The sequence below is a fragment of the Prevotella sp. Rep29 genome, from assembly GCF_019551475.1.
Lineage (GTDB): Bacteria > Bacteroidota > Bacteroidia > Bacteroidales > Bacteroidaceae > Prevotella.
Window position 1 is genome coordinate 218,939 of record NZ_CP047159.1, and the last position, 17,274, is coordinate 236,212.

Genomic DNA, 17,274 nt, shown 5'->3' on the forward strand with positions numbered 1-17,274 from the left:
AAACACGCCTGTATAAACATACAGAAAAGGGTGTATAAATATGCAGTTGAACTTTCGCTTTCCAAAAGTTCCCCTTTTGCACTCCGAAAGGGGAACTTTTAGCGTCTAAAAGTGCCACTTTCGCAAGCCAAAAGTTCCCCTTTTGGAAGCCTCTTCTTAACACACTGAAATTCAGAAGGTTGCAAACTTCGCGTTAACGGCTCTGCTTATGCATAAATATACAGAAGCGGCGGTGCCGAAGATTTCGTTCCAACAAGTTTCATTATCTCGAAAATTTTATATAAATTTGCATGCACATAAACATATAAAAGAAGAAGGAGTAATGAAAAAACAAGCATTTCTAATCTTGTTCTCCGCATTCATCTGGAGCGGATGGGCACAAATAAAAACTGGGAACCAGCCGGTTTTCACGATTGTGAAGGAGAATCCCATTACGTCAATCAAGAACCAGAATCGTAGCGGTACGTGCTGGTCGTATGCTTCGCTGGCGTTTTTCGAGAGTGAGATTCTGCGGAAAAGCGGCAAGACGTATGACTTGAGCGAGATGTTTGTGGCAAACAAAGACTACATGGACTGTGCTGAGAACTATGTGCGGCTGCACAGCTACAGCCGTTTCTCGCAAGGCGGTTCTACCTTCGATGCGCTGGAGGTGATACAGCGGCACGGCATCTGCCCGGAGAGTGTGATGCCGGCATCGGCAAGTGGCGCATTGGTGGGTGACTCGCTCGCCAACTTCAACGAGTTTTTCAGCATACTCGAGCCCTTCATGGAGGCGGTGGCTAAAAACAAGGCAAAGGGGAAATCGACGCAGTGGCGGCAGGCTTTCCAAAGCACAGTCGATGCCTACTTGGGTAAATGTCCCAAAACATTCACCTATGAGGGCGTCAGCTATACGCCGCAGTCGTTTGCCCGTTCGCTCGGGTTGGATTGGAGCGAATATACGAGCATCACGAGCTACACCCATCATCCGTTCTATACGTGGTTTAACATCGAGGCACCCTACAAGTGGCGGTACGCCTTGAGTTACAATGTGCCGATGAACGAGATGATGGAAATTATCGACCATGCCGTGATGTCGGGCTACACGGTAGCATGGGGTGGCGATGTGAGCGAGGACGGCTTCACACGTACGGGACTGGCACTGTCGATTGACGATGGGAAGATGCAGGACTTGGAAGGCAGCGATGCGGCACGATGGCTGAAGCTGTCGAAAGCGGAAAAGACGAGTGTCTTGAAGCTGCTGGGTGTGAACGCACCGGAAGTGAAAGCCACGCAGGAGCGTAGGCAGGAGCGGTTCGACAACTGGGGACAGACCTACGACCACGTGATGCTGATATTCGGCATTGCCAAAGACCAGACAGGACGTGAATACTATATGGTGAAGAACTCTTGGGGACGAACCGGCGACTATGACGGCATCTGGTATATGTCGAAAGACTATATCGCTGACAATACGACGTATATATTCTTGAACAAGAAAGCACTGAAATAAGGTTAATCAATGGAACATCATCATCACCACCATCACCACCATGTTGAGGTGGGAGAGCATACCACCCGGTTGTTCGTGTTCTGCATCCTGCTCAACCTGCTGTTTGTGGGCGTGGAGGCAGGTGTGGGACTGTGGCAACATTCGCTGAGTCTTCTTTCCGATGCGGGGCATAATCTGAGCGACGTGTTTTCACTCGTGCTGGTGCTGGTAGCCATACGGTTGGCGAAGGTGAAGAGCAACCGCCACTTCACCTATGGTTATAAGAAATCGACGGTGCTTATCTCCTTGCTGAATGCCATCATCCTGTTGGTAGCGGTCGGAGCGATTATCATCGAGAGCATTCACAAGTTCGCGGAGCCGGCAGAAGTGAATGGAGCGGCGGTGTCGTGGACGGCAGGCACAGGAATCATCATCAACGGGCTGACGGCGCTGCTGCTCATGCGCAGTCAGAAGTCAGACCTGAACGTGCGCGGTGCATTCCTCCACATGGTTGCAGACACACTCGTTTCGGTGGGCGTGGTCATTTCGGGAATCATCATTTCTGTGACAGGCTGGAATATCATCGACCCTATCGTCAGCATCATCATCGCCATCGTCATCCTGTTCTCTACATGGAACCTGCTTGCCGACAGTCTGCGCCTGTCACTTGACGGACTGCCGGAAGGCATAAATCTCGATGAAATCGGCGAAAAATTGCGATCGGACAGTCACGTGACTGATGTCCATCATGTGCATGTGTGGGCTATCAGCACGACCGAAAATGCGCTGACGGCACACATTGTCATCGACGATATCGGATGTATGGAGGAGGTGAAAGAGCGGTTGAAAAACCTGTTGGAGGAAGAGCATATTGCGCATTCCACGCTCGAGTTTGAAACCCGGGAGAGCCATTGTCATGCGCATGACTGTTAGGAGAGACGAACACCTTATTATATAATAAAGAGAACGTGAAGTACAGACATCTCATATTTCTTTTACTAATATCCTTCCCCATGAGCATGTCGTCGCAAAATCCGTCCTCGTCGCAAAGACCGAAAATAGGATTGGTGCTCGGCGGCGGCGGTGCCAAAGGGGCGGCAGAGATTGGCGTGCTGAAGGTGCTCGAAGCGGAAGGCATCGCGGTGGACTATATCGTCGGGACGAGCATCGGTTCAATCCTTGGCGGACTTTACTCGATAGGCTATCGGGCAGACGACCTTGAGCGCTTGTTCTGTTCCCAGTCGTGGATAGAACTTTTTACAGACGAGACTTTCAAAGGTGGCAGCATCGAGCAGTTGTTAGACAGCGTGGTGACCGTCGATGACGTGGTGTCGTTCGACAGTCTGCCGATTCCGTTCCGTTGCGTGACGGTCGATGTGAAGGAGATGGAGACCTTTGTCATCGACCGCGGGTCGCTCTCGCTTGCCATGCGGGCATCGATGGCTATCCCCGGACTGTTCAAGGCAGTGAAGTGGGAGGGGAGGACGCTGGTGGATGGCGGGCTGCTCAACAATCTGCCGGTGGATGTGGCGCGGCAAATGGGTGCCGACATCATCATTGCAGTCGATTTGCAGCAGAACAAACACGAGACGCGCGACTTCTCCCTGAAGGAAGAATTTGGCATCGGCGGTATCTTGGACTGGCTCATCTCCCGTCCCGACTGGAAAATCTATAATGAGAACCGCGCCGATGCAGAGATTTATATCAATCCGGAACTGGACTATGATATGCTCGATTTCAACGAAAAAGAGATTGTGGAGATGATAGCTATCGGGAAGGCTGCGGCAGAAGAGCAGCTGGACAAGATAAGAATGCTGAAAAACGCTGATTGAGATGACGATGTTTCACCCCATAGTGCCAAGCGCTCCGTTGCCCGAAACGATGAACAATCCCTTCGGGTATGAGACGTCTCCTGTCTGCGAACAGGCTGCCCGGGAAGTGATGGCGCATCTTTCCGCCTCTCCCCAGTGGAAAGAGGAGATAGAGAACGGGAAGATGTTTGGCGTGTTGGTGGTGAAAAACGAAAAAGGAGAGACGGGCTTCTTGGCTGCTTATAGCGGGCAGATTGGCGGGCGGAGCGACTGGGATTGGTTTGTTCCGGCAGTCTTCGACTATCTTCAGGAGGATGGCTATTTCAAGACGCATGAGCGAGAGATATCGTCTGTCAACGACCGGATTTGCGAGTTGGAAAACGATGAACAGCGGCTGGCACTGATGAGGCAGATTGAGCAGATGAAGGTGGCTGGCAACGAAGAGGCGAAGGCGTTCAAGAAAGCGATGAAGGAGGCGAAGGTGGCGCGCGATTTGCGGCGCTATACGGCTGATCCGGACGAGTTGATACAGGAAAGCCAGTATCAGAAAGCCGAATATCGGCGGCTCAAAAAGAGATTGCAAAAGGAAATCAGTGTTTTTGAAAAAGAATTGGCAAAGGCAGATGAAGAAATCTCCCGTCTGAAGACCATGCGAAGGGAGCAGTCGGATGCGCTACAACAGTGGCTGTTTTCTCATTTCGAAATGCTGAATGTGTATGGAGAAAAACGCGACCTACTTGCAATTTTTGCCGATTTCAACGGGAAAATACCACCTTCCGGTGCAGGAGAGTGCTGTGCTCCGAAGTTGCTTCAGTGTGCTTTTTCGAATCATCTTCAGCCAATATGTATGGCAGAATTTTGGTATGGCGCTTCTCCAAAAGCAGAAATCCGCCATCACGGCAATTTCTATCCGGCTTGTCGGGGGAAATGTTTGCCTATATTGAGCTATATGCTGGACAAGAATTTCGCAGTGGAGGAGACGCTTATTACGCGAAAACTGACGTGGCGTTCCAAAATCCTGTCTGCCGTGAAGACCGTCTTGCTTTTCCCCTTCCCGTCGCTTCGTCACAAACTGTTTCCGATTATGTTTCAGTATGAGGACGACTATATCGTCGTCGTGCGTAAGCCAAATGGTTTGTTGACAACTCCGAGCGACACAAAGAAGCGTTCGGTATATAGCTTGATGCGTGAGCGATATCCTTATTGGGACACACCGCTCACCGTCCACCGCCTCGACATGGCGACATCGGGACTGCTCATTCTGGGAAAGACGCGGCAAACCTGTATCGCATTGCAGCGGCAGTTTGAAAACCGAACGGTCGAAAAGCGCTATGTGGCTATCGTTGAGGGCGACGTGCCACAGCAGCGAGGAACGATATCATTGCCCCTCCGCCGGAACGTGCTCGACCGTCCGCGTCAGATTGTCGATTACGAAAACGGAAAGGCGGCACTGACCGAGTATGAGGTGTTGTTGAGAAAGAACGGGCGTACACGGTTGGCGCTCTATCCCCGGACGGGACGAACCCACCAACTTCGGGTGCATTGTGCGCATCGCGACGGACTGGGTTGCCCGATTCTGGGCGACGACCTTTACGGACACAAGGCTGACCGCCTCTACCTTCATGCGGAATACATCGCTTTCGACCATCCCGTCACCGGAGAGCGAATGACGTTTGAGTGGCTTGCAGAGTTTTGATGAATAAAGAATATTATAGCAGAAAGAATCATGAAAACAGAAGGTTATCAACAGAAAGAACATGGAATGCGCGTTAAGCGCTATGTGCAGACGATGGAACTGAAGCCCGACAGCGCATTGATTGCCGCCTATCGAGAGCGCCATTCGGAAGGTGCCGTATGGAAAGAAATCCTCGCAGGAATCCGCGAAGTGGGCATATTGGAAATGGAAATCTACATATTGGGCACACGCCTGGTGATGATTGTGGATGCACCTGCCGACTTCGATTGGGACACGGCGATGGCTCGCTTGGCAACACTGCCCCGACAGCAGGAGTGGGAAGAGTATATGGCGGAGTTCCAGCAGTGTGGAAAAGAAGCTACATCGGCGGAGAAGTGGCAGCTGATGGAGCGGATGTTCCGGTTGTATGAATGAGCGGATATCCCTCCGGTTCATATCAAAAAAAACACCTTCGGCTAATCTCGCGATCCACCGAAGGTCAAAATAAAGAAATATTAACCTCGTTATAGCTTATTCATTATTGTTCTTTTTCTGATGCATCCCTTTGTGGTGTCCTTTTCCGCCACCATGGTGAGATTGCATCTTTTGATACTTTTTATATTGTGTTTCAGTAAGTATGTCTTGGAGTTCTTTCTGATATTCCTCCCTTTGTTTCCTGTATTCAGTCATCTTTTTCCTCATCTTTTCCCTTTCCTCCTCGCTCATCTGCGGTCGGTCGGGCATTCCCTGATGGCTCTCTTTCATTTGCGGACGCTCCTGAATGTTGTCGTCACCGTCCTGCTTCATCTGCGGAGGACGTTGTCCGCGTGGACCACCGAAGTGACCTTTTCCGTGCGGGCGTTCCGGTCGCTGCAGTACGTCGGCATACTTTTCATTCAGTTTCTTCAGTTCTTTTGCCTGTTTGTCGTCCAGTTGCAGGGCGCTGATCATCTTTTCAGTCCGCTGTTCTATGCTCATTTGCTTCCTTTCCGGCTTCTGTTGTGCCATGCACAGCGTTGCGCTGAATATGGCTGTCGTCAGTAATAATGTGATTTTTTTCATGGCTTTCTGATTCAATGTGATGGTGAAGGGATTTTCCCTTACTCTGATGTTGTGACGGAAGAAAAAGAATTTCGTTTAATGGGAGTGTAAATTTTTTTTGATTATTTTTTTGCAAAAAGGCTTTTTAATATTCTTCCATAGCACCTTCTTGGTGGTACTTTCTTTAACCAAATCAACTGAATTTGGTCATCAAATCAAGTGAATTTGGTCACCAATTCAACTTGATTTGGTTTCAGGAAGTGCAGCTTTTGATTCGATAAAGTTTTTATCACAACAATTCATTTTTGAGTAGTGATAAATAAAAAAGTGGCTGTTTGTTTCACATTATATATTTTTTTATTATCTTTGCGAGGATGAAAGAAATTCGGCAAATAGGTTTATGTCAGTTTTTTGTCTGGATGATGGTGCTGTGTGGCGTGGCGCTTGCCGGCTGTTCGCAGTCTGCGCCTGCGGAGCGCTCCATCCTTCCGCCGGACGTGGTGCTGCAGACCGGCGATGTCGTGTTTCGTCTGGGCGGTGGTGCGATGAGCCATGCCGTGGCGTATGTTGACCGTGGCGGTGCCTATTCCCATGTGGGGATTGTGGTGGATTCCGCCGGAAAGAAGATGATTGTGCATGCTGTGCCGGGTGAACCCGATTTTGACGGCGATCCCGATCGGGTGAAGATGGACACGCCGGAGCGTTTCTTCTCGTCCATCAACGCCAATACGGGGGAGGTCTGCCGCCCTCTTGACAGGGAGGTGGCTGCTCGCGCAGCTGCAGCGGCGATGAAGTTCTACGAGCGCCGGGCGTTGTTCGACCATCATTATGATGCAAATGACTCGACAGAAGTGTATTGCACGGAGTTGATTGTGCGTGCATTCGAGGGTGCGGGGCAGCCTTTGGTGGGACCGCCGACCCATGAGTTTGACTTGCCGGGCGTGCATACGGTTTGCTGGTTGCCGTCCGACATCCATCATTCGCCATATTTGAAGACCATTTCTATTTTTTAACCAAAACAGATAAGACCATGAAAAAGTTATTAGGAATTTTTGCCGTAGCGGCAGTAGCAGTGTTGATGGGTTGCAGTGACGGGCTTAAGACGCCGTCGGACGCAGCAAAGAAAGGTGTAAAATGCCTGCAAGAGAAAAACTGGGAGGGCTATGTTGACATGCTCTATTTCAGCGACAAAATCAAGCCGGAAGAAGTTGAGAAGACCAAACAGCAGTATCTGGGCATGCTGAAAGGCAAGATGGAAGAGACGCTCAACAAGACGAACGGTATCAAGTCCTATGAGGTGCTCTCTGAAGAAGTGAAAGATTCCACGGCTGTGGTGAAGATGAAGATTACCTATGGCGACGACAGCACGAAGGAAGAGGAGATGAAAACGCGTCTGACCAAGGACGGTAAGTGGCTTCTCGATTCGGGCAAATAAGAGCCGTCCGTGCTCCCGATGAGGGAGTGAAAACTGAAAAATCAGTCCTTTAGTGACAAGCACATTGTGTCTTTTCTGTCATTAACGGACTGATTTTTTTGCTTTTTCCGGATATTTTTCGTAAGTTTGCAGGGATAAAAAACAGAAACAGTCATTTATAACATTAAGAATATATGTTTACAAATCAGTTGCTGTTGTTCGGTCTTGGAGCACAAGAGATACTTCTCATCGCCCTGATTGTGTTGCTGTTGTTCGGTGGTAAGAAGATTCCCGAACTGATGAAGGGACTCGGACGCGGTGTGAAAAGTTTCAAGGAAGGTGTGAACGAGGTGGACGAGGCGGTGAACGACACCGCGAAAGACGTGAAGGAATCTGCCAAGGAGACGCCTGTCATGACCGAGCAGGAACCTAAGAAGGATGAGTGAGAACGATGCTTCAGGCACCTTCTGGGAGCATTTGGACGTGCTTCGCGGCGTGTTGCTCCGCTCGTTGGCGGTCGTGGCATTGTTGGCGGTCGTGGCGTTTTGCTTCAAGGAGACCCTGTTTGCCGTTGTGCTGGCACCGCGCAGCAGCGATTTCATCACTTTCCGGCTGTTAGGCACGGAGCCGTTTGCGGTCTCGCTGATGAATACCGGGCTGACCGAGCAGTTCATGATACACATGAAGGTGGCGGCATACGCAGGACTTCTCTTCGCCTCGCCCTATATCATTTATGAGCTGTTCCGCTTCGTGTCGCCGGCACTCTATCGGGTGGAGCGGAAGCGGACGGTGCAGGTGGTAGGCGCATCGGTGACGATGTTTCTGTTAGGGACGTTGGTGAATTATTTCCTGATATTCCCGTTGACGGTCCGGTTTCTCGGCACCTATCAGGTATCGGCTGACGTGACGAACATGCTCACGCTGCAATCGTACATGGACACGCTGATAGGAATGAGCCTGGTGATGGGTGTCGTGTTCGAACTGCCGGTTGTCAGTTGGATGCTGTCGCGCTTCGGAATCCTCGACGGAAAGGTGATGCGGCAATACCGCCGGCATGCTGTCGTGGCGATATTGGCAGTTTCAGCCATCATCACGCCGACAGCCGATGCCTTCACGATGCTGATTGTGGCACTGCCGATATGGTTGCTCTATGAAGTGAGCATCCTGATTGTGAGGAAAGGGCATGCCACGCCAATAGAATAGAAAAACAAACCATTAAGATACAAAAACATGAAGCTAAAGAAAATCAGAAGAATTCTTGCAGTGGTGTTCTTTTTATGTATGACACTGCTGTTCTTGGACGTGACGGGTGTGCTGCACCACTGGTTCGGTTGGATGGCAAAAGTGCAGTTGCTTCCGGCAGTGCTGGCGCTCAATGCGGCTGTCATCATCGGATTAGTCGTGCTGACACTGTTGTTCGGGCGCATCTATTGCTCGGTGATTTGTCCGCTCGGAGTGATGCAGGACCTTTTCGCATGGTTCGGCAAGCGGGCGAAGAAAAACCGCTATTCCTATTCGAAAGAGGTGGCATGGCTGCGCTATCCCATGCTTGTCGTACTCATAGCCGCCATCTTCTTAGGCATCGGTTCGCTGGTGGCACTGCTTGATCCTTACGGCACTTTCGGCGTGATAGCCAACAATCTCTTGCAGCCGGTCTATCAGTTGGGCAACAACCTGCTGGCTTCCATTGCCGAGCGCATAGACAGCTACGCATTCTATCATGTTGACGTGTGGGTGAAGAGCCTGCCGGTGTTCCTCATTGCTGCCGGTCTGTTCATCCTGCTGTTCATCCTGGCATGGCGCAACGGACGCACCTATTGCAACACCATCTGTCCGGTGGGAACGGTGCTGAGTTTCTTTTCCCGCTTCTCGCTGTTCAAAATACGTTTCGACGAAGGCAAGTGTCGCCAGTGTTCGAAGTGCACGAAAAACTGCAAGGCATCGTGTATCGACTTCAAGAACCACAAGGTGGACCACAGCCGCTGCGTGGTGTGTGGCAACTGTGTGGATGTCTGCGAGTTCGGAGCGCTCTCATACACACCTTTGAAGAAAAAGAGCACAGCAGCTTCGCTTTCAGAAGCGGCTTCGGACGGCATCTCGCGCCGTTCGTTCCTGCTGACCACCGCCCTTGCTACGACGGCAGCCTTGGCGCAAGAGAAAAAGAAGGTGGATGGCGAATTTGCCAAGATTGAAGACAAAGTGGCACCCGAACGCCAGACACCGCTCACACCGCCGGGCTCGCTCAGTGCGCGAAACATGGTGCGCCACTGCACGGGCTGCCAGCTTTGCGTGTCGAACTGTCCGAACGGCGTGTTGCGTCCGTCAAGCGACCTGCTGACGCTCATGCAGCCGCTGATGAGCTACGAGCGCGGTTATTGCCGCCCCGAGTGTGTCCGCTGTTCGGAAGTGTGTCCCGCAGGAGCCATCCGTCCTATCACGAAAGAAGAAAAATCGTCCACACAGATAGGACACGCCGTGTGGATTAAGAAAAACTGTCTGCCGGTTACCGATGGCGTGAGCTGTGGAAACTGCGCCCGCCACTGTCCGACCGGAGCTATTGAGATGGTGCCGATGGACGAGAACGACGAGGAGTCACCCATGATTCCGGCAGTCAACGAGGCACGCTGCATCGGCTGCGGAGCCTGCGAGAATCTCTGTCCCGTGCGTCCGTTCTCAGCCATCTACGTAGAGGGACACGAACAGCACCGCACCATATAATCTTTGTCTGTAACATTTATATAATATATTGACGATGAAAAAGGAAGATAAAAATATATCCCGCCGAAACTTCTTGAAGATATTCGGTGCCGGAACAGTAGCCACAGGACTCACGCTTGCCGGATGCAAGAAGTCGGAAGAATCCGTTATCGATGATTATAAAAAGCAGGTGGAACCACCGAAAGGCAAAATGACTTTCCGCACCAATCCCAAGACGGGTGATAAGGTGTCGCTCCTTGGGTTTGGAATGATGCGACTGCCCGACACCGGCGGCAAAGCCATCGGACGCGAGAGTGACGACCCCATCGACCAAGAGATGGTCAATCGTCTTGTGGACTATGCCATCGAGCATGGCGTCAACTATTTCGACACGTCGCCCGCCTACTGTAAGGGAATGTCGGAAAACAGTACGGGCATAGCCCTCAGTCGCCACCCGCGCAACAAATATTTCGTTGCCACCAAGTTGTCGAACTTCAGTGAGGAGACGTGGAGCCGCGAGGAGTCTATCAAGATGTATCGCAACTCGTTCAAGGAACTGCGTGTGGATTACATCGACTATTACCTGCTCCATTCCGTAGGGCAGGGAGGCATGGAGCGTTTCTCTGCGCGCTATCTGGACAACGGCATGCTCGACTTCGTGCTGGCTGAACGCAAGGCTGGACGCATCAAGAATCTCGGCTTCTCCTACCATGGCGATATCGAGGTGTTCGACTACCTCCTCTCCCGCCATGACGAGTGCCAGTGGGACTTTGTGCAGATAGAGCTCAACTACCTCGACTGGGAGTGGGCTGACGAAATCAACGACCGCAATACCGATGCCGTCTATCTCTACAATGAACTGCAGAAGCGGGGCATCCCGTCGGTCATCATGGAGCCGCTGCTCGGAGGCAGACTGGCAAACGTGCCGCAGTATCTGGCAAAGGAAATGAAGCAGCGCGACCCGGAGCACAGCATCGCGTCGTGGGCATTCCGCTATGCCGGTTCGCCCGAAGGTGTGCTGACCGTGCTCAGCGGCATGACCTACATGGAGCATCTGAAAGACAACCTGCTGTCTTATTGTCCGCTGAAACCCGTCACCGAAGACGAGAAGAAGTTCCTCTACCACATAGCTGAGGAGCTCGTCGGCGTGGAGACCATTCCGTGCAACGACTGCAAATACTGCATGCCGTGTCCTTACGGAGTCGATATCCCCGGCATTTTCGTGCATTATAATAAGTGTAAGAATGAGGGAACGCTGCCCCGACAGGTGAAAGACGAGACGTACGACAAACTCCGTCGCGACTATCTGATAGGGCTCGACCGCGCCGTGCCCAAACTGCGACAGGCTAACCACTGCATCGGCTGCGGCAGGTGTGAGGTGCATTGTCCGCAAAACATCCGCATACCGCGCGAACTGCGAAAGATAGACGAGTACGTGGAGAAACTCAAGCAAGGCACGTTCTAAACATTTCTTCAGATGCGAACACTCATCCAACAGCTTCGCGAAGGCGACTATTCCCTTGTGGTCAGGTCACGGAAAGAGGTCATGACGTTCACTAAACCGGGCGTTGCCGACCTGCTCGACCTGCTCAACCACGAACCGCATGTGCTCAGAGGTGCGCTGGTTGCCGACAAGGTAGTGGGCAAGGCTGCCGCAGCCCTGCTCGTTCTCGGACTGGTAGGCGAGGTTTATGCCGAAGTCATCAGTACACCGGCGCGTGAATATCTGGAAGAATTTATGATACCCGTCACTTTTATGCTCGAGGTTCCCTTCGTGATGAACCGCACAAACGACGGCTGGTGCCCGATGGAAAAGCTCGCTTTCACCGAGTTCAACCCGCGGAAAATCAAAAAGAAGATAGAAGAATTTATAGAAAGTAAACCGTAGATATGGAAACGACCGTAAAATTTAAGACGCTGAGTTGCAGGGAGTCAAGGACCTATCTCTTTGCTGCAGTTTTTGTGTTGGGAAACATGTTGCTTCCCCAGTTATGTCACTTGGTGCCACAGGGCGGACTGGTATGGCTGCCCATCTATTTCTTCACGCTCATCGGCGCCTATAAATATGGTTGGCAGGTGGGACTGCTGACTGCCGTTGCCTCGCCGCTGCTCAACTCGTGGCTGTTTGGCATGCCGCCGTCGCCGGTGCTCCCGATTATTCTCGTGAAGTCTGTGGCGCTGGCATTGGCTGCCGCTCTGGTGGCAAAGCGCACGCAGACGGCGACCATCCTGACGCTCATCCTGGTTGTGGTGGCTTACCAGCTCGCCGGTTCGCTCTTCGAATGGGCATATACGGGCAGTCTTTCGGCGGCTCTGCAAGACGTTCGTCTCGGCATCCCGGGACTGTTGCTGCAAGTGTTCGGCGGCTGGCTGATTCTTAGGAAGATTTAACCCAAATCGGTCATTGGAGCGCTATTAGATATTTTTTCATCAAACTCACGCTTCCGTTTCAGCATTTTTGATATTCCTCGGATGGTGTTCGAGAATCTCGCGTCGGAGGGTGGACGTGTCGATGTGGGTGTAGATTTCGGTGGTTCCGATGCTCTCGTGCCCGAGCAATGCCTGTATGACGCGCAGGTCGGCACCTCCCTCGAGCAGTGCTGTGGCGAAGGAGTGGCGCAGGGTGTGGGGCGAGATGTTTTTCTTGATGCCTGCTTCCGCAGCCTGTCGCTTAATCATGATGAGAATCATGGTGCGTGTGAGGTGGGCACCCCGCCGGTTGAGAAACACGTAGTCTTCTTCTCCCGGCTTGATACTCATCTCGTTGCGCACCTGGAACCACAGGCTCAGCTCGTGCAAAGCACGGTCGGAGATGGGCACGAGGCGCTCTTTCTTTCCCTTTCCCACGATGCGCAGGAACTTGTCTTCGCGGTAGAGGTCGGACAGTTTCAGGTTGGTGAGCTCCGATACGCGCAGCCCGCATGAGAAGAGTGTCTCGATAATGGCGCGGTTGCGATGTCCTTCCCATTTTGAAAGGTCGATGGAACTTTCGAGCAGGTCGATTTCTTCGGTGGAGAGCACTTCGGGCAGGTGTTCGCCGATTTTGGGCGATTCCAGCAGTTCGGTAGGGTCGTCGGTCACCTCGCCCTCGATGACGAGAAAGTTGTAGAACGAGCGCAGTCCGCTGAGTATGCGGCATTGCGAGCGTGCTCCGATGCCGATGTCGTGCAGGGAAGCGACGAAGTTCTGCAAGTGGTCGAGCGTCACCTGTCGGAAATCAATCTGTTCTCCCTCCAAATAGTGCAGCAATTTCTCCAAATCGAGCATGTAGGCATTCAGCGTGTGTGCCGAATAGCCGCGTTGCAGGCGCAGATACTGTTGGTATGCCTTGATGATATTCCGTCCCGTTTTCTTGCTGCTTTCCATGAAAATGCTTACTTTTGCCAGCAAATATACAAAAAAAATCTGAGATGAGAATACAGATTATCAACGGACCTAACCTGAACCTGCTCGGGCGTCGTGAGCCGTCGGTCTATGGCAGCGAATCGTTCGAAGACTATTTGGCGGTGTTGCAGTCGGCATACCCTGACGTGGAGATGGCTTATTATCAGAGCAATGTGGAGGGAGAGCTGGTGAACAAGCTGCAGGAAGTGGGATTCTCCTGCGACGGAATCATCCTGAACGCCGGTGCCTACACACACACCAGCGTGGCACTGCACGACTGCATCCGCGCCATCGACGTGCCTGTGGTGGAGGTACACATATCTAATATATACGCGCGCGAGGACTTCCGCCACACGTCGCTCATCTCAGCCGCGTGTGCCGGAGTGGTCTGCGGGTTCGGAATGGACAGCTATCGCCTGGCACTCGAGGCGCTGAAAGGGATGAAGCGATGACAGGTGGCAGACTTCTTGAGCAGTATGTGCTGGAGCATATTGATGCCGAGGGCGACTATCTGCATCGGCTTTGGCGTGCCACGAATGTGGAACTGCTGCACGGACGCATGGCAAGCGGTCATCTGCAGGGGCGGCTGTTGAAAATGCTCGTGCACATGATTCGTCCGCAGAACGTGCTGGAAGTGGGCACCTTCAGTGGCTATTCTGCCATCTGCATGGCGGAAGGACTGCCCGAAGACGGCAAGGTCTATACGTTCGAAATCAACGATGAAATGGAGGATTTTGCACGCCGGTGGATTTCCGGTTCGGCAGTTGCCGAGCGGATTGACTTCCGCATCGGCGATGCGATTGTCGAAGCCCCTCGCCTGGGCATTACGTTCGACATGGTGTTTATCGACGGCGACAAGCGAACCTATGTCGAGGCTTACGAGATGGCGCTGTCGGTGGTGCGCACGGGCGGCTTTATCCTTGCCGACAATACGCTGTGGGACGGACATGTGGTGGACGAGGCGTATGACCACGACCGCCAGACGCAAGGCATTGAGGCGTTCAACGACCATGTGGCAGCCGACAGCAGGGTGGAAAAAGTGATTCTCCCCTTGCGCGACGGACTGACGCTCATCAGGAAGAAATAGAAGATTAAACCCAAATCGGTCATTAGACCGCTATTATATATTTTAGTACAGATGTTCAGCTCTTCGTGTCATAGTATCATTTGCTTCGGCATCTGTCTCCAACCTTGTTCTCACCGTAGCCCGCTACGCTTTCGAGAAAGGTTGACGTCATCTGCACAAAGCAAACAACACTCTGAACACAAAGTCTAATGAACGATTTGGGATAAAAAAGAAAATGGCAGTCATGGATACCATAACTGCCATTTTCTTTTCCCTATCATGTATTTATAGTTTCTGAAATTCTGCGTAAATCTTCCCGGCAATATCCTTGAACTCCTCTTCGGAGAGCTTGAGCTTTTCCTTGCGGAAGTCAGCATCCCCCTCTGTCTGCATGGGGATGAGGTGGATGTGTGCGTGCGGCACTTCCAGTCCGAGCACGATTTGTGCCACTTTCCTGCAAGGGAACGCGCTTTTCAAAGCCGTTGCCACTTTCTTTGCAAAGAGTTGGAACTCAGCCAGTTCGTCGTCGTCCATGTCGAAGATGTAATCCACCTCATGGCGTGGAATGACCAGCGTGTGCCCTTTGGCTACGGGGCTGATGTCGAGAAACGCATAGAACTTGTCGCTTTCGGCACATTTATAGCTGGGAATCTCTCCTGCTGCGATTTTCGAAAAGATAGTCATCGTGTTAGAATGTTAAGTTTAAAGTGAGATACTGTCGATTCTCAAGTGGAGCGTTCCGGCAGGGATTTTCACCACAACCTCGTCGCCCACCTTCTTGTTGAGCAGTCCTTGTGCGATAGGTGTCTGGATGGAAATCTTCCCCTCGCGCAGGTTGGCTTCGTTCTCGCTGACGATGGTGTAAGCCATTTTTGCCTTGGTCTTCATGTTGGTCATCTCGACTTTCGACATAATCTGTACCACCTCGTTGCTGAGACGAGAAGTGTCCACGATTTTTGCTTCGGCGATGGTGAGCTTCAGGCGGTTGATTTTGTCTTCCAGATGTCCCTGTGCCTCACGTGCAGCCTCATACTCTGAGTTTTCGCTCAGGTCGCCCTTGTCGCGTGCTTCAGCGATGGCGGCTGAGATTTTCTTCCGTTCAACGGATTCGAGTTGTTGTAGTTCGGCTATCAGTTTGTCGTAGCCTTCTTGTGACATATAAGCCATAGTCTTCTAATTTTATTTTTTCAACGTTTTGTTTTATACCGCAAAAACTAAGAATCCCGACTTCGCTGGAAGTCGGAACCCTTTTCATTTTTGTAATATCAATTTGTTTAACCCTTTGCAAAGGTAGGCATAATTTTTGAAATACGCAATTTTTACGAAGAAAAATGTTGTTTTCTATAAATTATTCATAATTTTGTAGCTTGAAAAACAATGTGAACCGGTAAAGCATAGAAAAAGACATGTTACCCTTAAAAGAAAGAGAAGAGATTATACGCCTGATAAAGTGTCAGGTGGTTCCCGCCATTGGTTGTACCGAACCGATGGCTGTGGCGCTCTGCGTGGCAAAAGCATGCGAGATTTTGGGAAGAACTCCTGACAGGATAGACGTCAGGCTGAGTGGCAATATACTGAAAAACGCCATGGGAGTAGGCATTCCCGGAACGAAGATGATAGGTCTTCCGATAGCCATTGCGCTGGGTGCCCTGATAGGGCGGTCAGAATATGGTCTGGAAGTGTTGAAAGATTGCACGGACGAAGCCGTGAGCCGAGCCAAGGCGTTTATGGAGGGCGACCGCATTCACATCACGCTCGAGAAAGAAGACCCCGACAAACTGTATATCGCCGTTTGCTGCAGTGCAGAAGGACATGAGGCAGAGGCAATCATCAAGCACAGTCATACCAACTTCGTGCGCTGCCGTCGCGACAGTGAGATACTGTTAGACAAACAGGAGACGACGGTGGAGGAGAGCGAGGAAGACAACCTTCGGCTGACATTGAAGATGGTCTATGACTTTGCCACGCAGACCAACATCGAAGAGCTCCGCTTCATTCTCGAAGCCAAACGGCTCAATGAGGCTGCCGCAGCAGACGGACTGCGCGAGAATTTCGGTCACCAGCTGGGCAAGACCATGTGCTCGCCACTCGGTAAAGGCATTATGGGCGACAGCATTTTCTCGAAGATTCTCTCCAAGACCAGCTGTGCCTGCGACGCACGTATGGCTGGAGCAATGATTCCCGTGATGAGCAACAGTGGCAGCGGTAATCAAGGCATCTGCACCACCATGCCGGTAGTGGTGTTTGCCGAGGAGAACCATAATACAGAGGAAGAACTCATCAGGGCATTGATATTGAGCAATCTGACTGCCATCTACATCAAGCAGAATCTCGGTACGCTGTCGGCTCTGTGCGGCTGTGTGGTGGCAAGCACCGGCAGCAGCGTGGGCATCACCTATCTGATGGGTGGCAACTATGAGCAGGTTACATATGCCGTGAAAAACATGATAGCCAATCTGACGGGCATGATTTGCGACGGTGCCAAGCCGAGTTGTTCGCTGAAACTGACCACAGGCGTGAGCACGGCAGTCATGAGTGCCATGATGGCTATCCAGCACAAGCATGTGAGTTCGATGGAAGGCATCATCGACGACGACGTCGATCAGAGCATCCGCAACCTGACAGCCATCGGCAGCAGGGGAATGGACGAGACCGACCGCTATGTGCTCGACATCATGGTGGGCAAGAAAAGCGAGTGTTAGGAAAGGGAAATGG

21 protein-coding genes are annotated in these 17,274 nt (G+C 51.7%); 16 read left to right on the forward strand and 5 right to left on the reverse strand.

Annotation, left to right across the window (positions count from 1 at the left end):
* Positions 1 to 322 precede the first annotated feature (322 nt).
* The 5 genes from GRF55_RS00915 to GRF55_RS00935 all read left to right on the forward strand — a co-directional run bounded on the left by GRF55_RS00915 (position 323) and on the right by GRF55_RS00935 (position 5,392).
* On the forward strand, positions 323 to 1,492 hold the full coding sequence (locus GRF55_RS00915; RefSeq protein WP_220368706.1) for a C1 family peptidase: 1,170 nt from the start codon (positions 323 to 325) through the stop codon (positions 1,490 to 1,492).
* Between the two features lie 9 nt (positions 1,493 to 1,501).
* Positions 1,502 to 2,404: a cation diffusion facilitator family transporter gene (locus tag GRF55_RS00920; protein ID WP_220368707.1), complete on the forward strand. Its 903-nt coding sequence runs from the start codon at positions 1,502 to 1,504 to the stop codon at positions 2,402 to 2,404.
* Positions 2,405 to 2,490: 86 nt separating this feature from the next.
* Positions 2,491 to 3,303: a patatin-like phospholipase family protein gene (locus GRF55_RS00925; protein ID WP_255563806.1), complete on the forward strand. Its 813-nt coding sequence runs from the start codon at positions 2,491 to 2,493 to the stop codon at positions 3,301 to 3,303.
* A 1-nt stretch (position 3,304) separates the two neighbouring features.
* Entirely contained in the window at positions 3,305 to 4,978 is a 1,674-nt protein-coding gene (locus tag GRF55_RS00930; protein WP_255563807.1) for an RluA family pseudouridine synthase, read from the forward strand.
* 30 nt (positions 4,979 to 5,008) lie between these two features.
* Entirely contained in the window at positions 5,009 to 5,392 is a 384-nt protein-coding gene (locus GRF55_RS00935; protein ID WP_220368708.1) for an L-rhamnose mutarotase, read from the forward strand.
* 96 nt (positions 5,393 to 5,488) lie between these two features.
* Here GRF55_RS00935 and GRF55_RS00940 read toward each other — a convergent pair whose 3' ends face one another.
* Together GRF55_RS00940 and GRF55_RS11640 are read right to left on the reverse strand one after the other, a co-directional pair.
* Positions 5,489 to 6,019 (reverse strand): DUF4890 domain-containing protein, encoded by a 531-nt coding sequence (locus tag GRF55_RS00940; protein ID WP_220368709.1) that lies wholly within the window; start codon positions 6,017 to 6,019, stop codon positions 5,489 to 5,491.
* A gap of 377 nt (positions 6,020 to 6,396) precedes the next feature.
* Positions 6,397 to 6,636 (reverse strand): hypothetical protein, encoded by a 240-nt coding sequence (locus tag GRF55_RS11640; RefSeq protein ID WP_255563881.1) that lies wholly within the window; start codon positions 6,634 to 6,636, stop codon positions 6,397 to 6,399.
* Positions 6,637 to 6,684: 48 nt separating this feature from the next.
* On the opposite strand from GRF55_RS11640, the gene GRF55_RS00945 reads away from it, so the two are divergent.
* The 8 genes from GRF55_RS00945 (at position 6,685) to GRF55_RS00980 (ending at position 12,500) form a co-directional block, all read left to right on the forward strand.
* Positions 6,685 to 7,011 (forward strand): hypothetical protein, encoded by a 327-nt coding sequence (locus GRF55_RS00945; protein WP_370626734.1) that lies wholly within the window; start codon positions 6,685 to 6,687, stop codon positions 7,009 to 7,011.
* Between the two features lie 17 nt (positions 7,012 to 7,028).
* On the forward strand, positions 7,029 to 7,433 hold the full coding sequence (locus tag GRF55_RS00950) for a DUF4878 domain-containing protein (protein ID WP_220368711.1): 405 nt from the start codon (positions 7,029 to 7,031) through the stop codon (positions 7,431 to 7,433).
* Positions 7,434 to 7,606: 173 nt separating this feature from the next.
* Positions 7,607 to 7,858 (forward strand): twin-arginine translocase TatA/TatE family subunit, encoded by a 252-nt coding sequence (locus GRF55_RS00955; protein WP_220368712.1) that lies wholly within the window; start codon positions 7,607 to 7,609, stop codon positions 7,856 to 7,858.
* Positions 7,851 to 8,615: a twin-arginine translocase subunit TatC gene (gene tatC, locus GRF55_RS00960; protein WP_220368713.1), complete on the forward strand. Its 765-nt coding sequence runs from the start codon at positions 7,851 to 7,853 to the stop codon at positions 8,613 to 8,615. Before GRF55_RS00955 ends, tatC begins: the two co-directional genes overlap by 8 nt.
* A 27-nt stretch (positions 8,616 to 8,642) precedes the next feature.
* Positions 8,643 to 10,130 (forward strand): 4Fe-4S binding protein, encoded by a 1,488-nt coding sequence (locus GRF55_RS00965; RefSeq protein ID WP_220368714.1) that lies wholly within the window; start codon positions 8,643 to 8,645, stop codon positions 10,128 to 10,130.
* A gap of 34 nt (positions 10,131 to 10,164) precedes the next feature.
* The gene (locus tag GRF55_RS00970) at positions 10,165 to 11,574 is read left to right on the forward strand and encodes an aldo/keto reductase (protein WP_220368715.1); all 1,410 of its coding nucleotides are present in this window, start codon (positions 10,165 to 10,167) and stop codon (positions 11,572 to 11,574) included.
* A 12-nt stretch (positions 11,575 to 11,586) separates the two neighbouring features.
* Positions 11,587 to 11,997, forward strand: a complete 411-nt coding sequence (locus GRF55_RS00975; protein ID WP_220368716.1) for a DUF1893 domain-containing protein — start codon at positions 11,587 to 11,589, stop codon at positions 11,995 to 11,997.
* A gap of 2 nt (positions 11,998 to 11,999) precedes the next feature.
* Positions 12,000 to 12,500, forward strand: a complete 501-nt coding sequence (locus tag GRF55_RS00980) for an ECF transporter S component (protein WP_220368717.1) — start codon at positions 12,000 to 12,002, stop codon at positions 12,498 to 12,500.
* Positions 12,501 to 12,545: 45 nt separating this feature from the next.
* Here the strand turns inward: GRF55_RS00980 and xerA are convergent, their stop codons facing one another.
* On the reverse strand, positions 12,546 to 13,475 hold the full coding sequence (gene xerA, locus GRF55_RS00985) for a site-specific tyrosine recombinase/integron integrase (RefSeq protein ID WP_220368718.1): 930 nt from the start codon (positions 13,473 to 13,475) through the stop codon (positions 12,546 to 12,548).
* A gap of 44 nt (positions 13,476 to 13,519) precedes the next feature.
* Here xerA and aroQ point away from each other — a divergent pair, with 44 nt between their 5' ends.
* Positions 13,520 to 13,945 carry a type II 3-dehydroquinate dehydratase gene (gene aroQ / locus GRF55_RS00990; RefSeq protein ID WP_220368719.1) on the forward strand — a complete coding sequence of 142 codons (426 nt, stop codon included), beginning with the start codon at positions 13,520 to 13,522 and terminating at the stop codon, positions 13,943 to 13,945.
* Positions 13,942 to 14,580, forward strand: coding sequence for an O-methyltransferase (locus GRF55_RS00995; protein ID WP_220368720.1), 639 nt, complete (start codon positions 13,942 to 13,944; stop codon positions 14,578 to 14,580). The genes aroQ and GRF55_RS00995 overlap by 4 nt, the downstream gene beginning before the upstream one ends.
* 264 nt (positions 14,581 to 14,844) lie before the next feature.
* Here GRF55_RS00995 and GRF55_RS01000 read toward each other — a convergent pair whose 3' ends face one another.
* Positions 14,845 to 15,243, reverse strand: a complete 399-nt coding sequence (locus tag GRF55_RS01000; RefSeq protein ID WP_220368721.1) for an HIT family protein — start codon at positions 15,241 to 15,243, stop codon at positions 14,845 to 14,847.
* 18 nt (positions 15,244 to 15,261) lie between these two features.
* Positions 15,262 to 15,726: a transcription elongation factor GreA gene (gene greA / locus GRF55_RS01005; protein ID WP_220368722.1), complete on the reverse strand. Its 465-nt coding sequence runs from the start codon at positions 15,724 to 15,726 to the stop codon at positions 15,262 to 15,264.
* Positions 15,727 to 15,965: 239 nt separating this feature from the next.
* Between greA and GRF55_RS01010 the strand changes: the two genes are divergently transcribed.
* On the forward strand, positions 15,966 to 17,261 hold the full coding sequence (locus tag GRF55_RS01010; RefSeq protein ID WP_220368723.1) for a serine dehydratase subunit alpha family protein: 1,296 nt from the start codon (positions 15,966 to 15,968) through the stop codon (positions 17,259 to 17,261).
* Positions 17,262 to 17,274 lie beyond the last annotated feature (13 nt).

Bases quoted from the DNA above. Each gene is read 5' to 3' on its own strand.
- GRF55_RS00955 (WP_220368712.1), top strand. From the start codon at position 7,607: ATGTTTACAAATCAGTTGCTGTTGTTCGGTCTTGGAGCACAAGAGATA.
- aroQ (WP_220368719.1), top strand. From the start codon at position 13,520: ATGAGAATACAGATTATCAACGGACCTAACCTGAACCTGCTCGGGCGT.
- GRF55_RS00920 (WP_220368707.1), top strand. From the start codon at position 1,502: ATGGAACATCATCATCACCACCATCACCACCATGTTGAGGTGGGAGAG.
- GRF55_RS00930 (WP_255563807.1), top strand. From the start codon at position 3,305: ATGACGATGTTTCACCCCATAGTGCCAAGCGCTCCGTTGCCCGAAACG.
- greA (WP_220368722.1), bottom strand. From the start codon at position 15,726: ATGGCTTATATGTCACAAGAAGGCTACGACAAACTGATAGCCGAACTA.
- GRF55_RS00925 (WP_255563806.1), top strand. From the start codon at position 2,491: ATGTCGTCGCAAAATCCGTCCTCGTCGCAAAGACCGAAAATAGGATTG.
- GRF55_RS00915 (WP_220368706.1), top strand. From the start codon at position 323: ATGAAAAAACAAGCATTTCTAATCTTGTTCTCCGCATTCATCTGGAGC.
- GRF55_RS00970 (WP_220368715.1), top strand. From the start codon at position 10,165: ATGAAAAAGGAAGATAAAAATATATCCCGCCGAAACTTCTTGAAGATA.
- GRF55_RS00945 (WP_370626734.1), top strand. From the start codon at position 6,685: ATGGACACGCCGGAGCGTTTCTTCTCGTCCATCAACGCCAATACGGGG.
- GRF55_RS00980 (WP_220368717.1), top strand. From the start codon at position 12,000: ATGGAAACGACCGTAAAATTTAAGACGCTGAGTTGCAGGGAGTCAAGG.
- GRF55_RS00950 (WP_220368711.1), top strand. From the start codon at position 7,029: ATGAAAAAGTTATTAGGAATTTTTGCCGTAGCGGCAGTAGCAGTGTTG.
- GRF55_RS11640 (WP_255563881.1), bottom strand. From the start codon at position 6,636: ATGCACAATCATCTTCTTTCCGGCGGAATCCACCACAATCCCCACATG.
- tatC (WP_220368713.1), top strand. From the start codon at position 7,851: ATGAGTGAGAACGATGCTTCAGGCACCTTCTGGGAGCATTTGGACGTG.
- xerA (WP_220368718.1), bottom strand. From the start codon at position 13,475: ATGGAAAGCAGCAAGAAAACGGGACGGAATATCATCAAGGCATACCAA.
- GRF55_RS00975 (WP_220368716.1), top strand. From the start codon at position 11,587: ATGCGAACACTCATCCAACAGCTTCGCGAAGGCGACTATTCCCTTGTG.
- GRF55_RS00965 (WP_220368714.1), top strand. From the start codon at position 8,643: ATGAAGCTAAAGAAAATCAGAAGAATTCTTGCAGTGGTGTTCTTTTTA.
- GRF55_RS00995 (WP_220368720.1), top strand. From the start codon at position 13,942: ATGACAGGTGGCAGACTTCTTGAGCAGTATGTGCTGGAGCATATTGAT.
- GRF55_RS00940 (WP_220368709.1), bottom strand. From the start codon at position 6,019: ATGAAAAAAATCACATTATTACTGACGACAGCCATATTCAGCGCAACG.
- GRF55_RS01000 (WP_220368721.1), bottom strand. From the start codon at position 15,243: ATGACTATCTTTTCGAAAATCGCAGCAGGAGAGATTCCCAGCTATAAA.
- GRF55_RS00935 (WP_220368708.1), top strand. From the start codon at position 5,009: ATGAAAACAGAAGGTTATCAACAGAAAGAACATGGAATGCGCGTTAAG.
- GRF55_RS01010 (WP_220368723.1), top strand. From the start codon at position 15,966: ATGTTACCCTTAAAAGAAAGAGAAGAGATTATACGCCTGATAAAGTGT.